Genomic DNA, 1,003 nt, shown 5'->3' with positions numbered 1-1,003 from the left:
CCGCCGTGCGCTGGAAGCGGATTCCGGCCAGGATAGTCGCGATCAGGCCGAAGGCCGCGACGAACTCGGCGAACCATTGGGCGCCGCCGGTGCGCGTCTTCATCGAGAAGTCGACGACTGGCAGGGCGAACATCAGATGTGCGGCCATTGTTCCGGCGATGCCGCCCGCGATCTGCGCGGCTACATAAAGCGCCGCCTCATTCACAGGCAACTCGCGTTTGCCAGTGAAGACAAGCGTGACGGCCGGGTTGAAGTGCGCGCCCGAGACGCGGCCGAAGGCGTACGCCCCGACGAGTACCGTGAGCCCGAAGGCCAGGGCGGTCGCGACGTAGTCGACGCCGGTGAAGATCGCGGTGCCGCAGCCGAAGAAGACGAGCACGAAGGTCCCGATGACTTCGGCGGCGATCTTCTGGGCGGTGGTGGAGGTGTCGGCCATGTTCGGCATGCTAGTAGGGCCGGACCCCGACTCAGCGGACGCGAGCTCGGGGATATATCTTGACGTCAAGACAATTCCCGCCGCACAGGAGCTGACGCCGTCATGGCCACGATCATCTACACGCACACCGACGAGGCGCCGCTGCTCGCGACGTACTCGTTCCTGCCGATCATCGAGGCGTACGCCGCGAAGGCGGGCGTGGGCGTCGAGACCCGCGACATCTCCCTGGCCGGCCGGATCCTGGCCCAGTTCCCGGAGCGGCTGACCGACGAGCAGCGCCTCGACGACGCGCTCGCCGAGCTCGGCCAGCTCGCGCTGGAGCCCTCGGCCAACATCATCAAGCTCCCCAACATCTCCGCCTCGATCCCGCAGCTCAAGGCGGCGGTCAAGGAGCTGCAGGAGCAGGGCTACGACCTGCCCGACTACCCCGAGAACCCGCAGAGCGACGAGGACCGCGACGTCCGCGCCCGCTACGACAAGGTCAAGGGCTCCGCGGTCACGAGCGCGACCAGCCAGCCGGGTGCTGGCCATCCCAGCGCTCGCCGGACCACCACGACGGCGGCCGCC

At 68.2% G+C, this 1,003-nt stretch carries 2 protein-coding genes; one reads left to right on the top strand and one right to left on the bottom strand.

Annotated elements, in window-relative coordinates:
- The coding region (locus JQ628_RS34405) for an aquaporin (protein ID WP_212231073.1) at positions 1-436 on the bottom strand (436 nt) is incomplete at its 3' end.
- 102 nt (positions 437-538) lie between these two features.
- Here JQ628_RS34405 and JQ628_RS34400 point away from each other — a divergent pair.
- Positions 539-1,003 (top strand): NADP-dependent isocitrate dehydrogenase (locus tag JQ628_RS34400; RefSeq protein WP_212231070.1); only part of this gene is annotated, 465 nt, incomplete at its 3' end.

Source organism: Bradyrhizobium lablabi (genome assembly GCF_018129385.1).
Classification (GTDB): Bacteria; Pseudomonadota; Alphaproteobacteria; order Rhizobiales; family Xanthobacteraceae; genus Bradyrhizobium; species Bradyrhizobium lablabi_C.
Note: the sequence above shows the minus strand (reverse complement) of the source record. Positions and strands in the feature narration are given on the sequence as shown.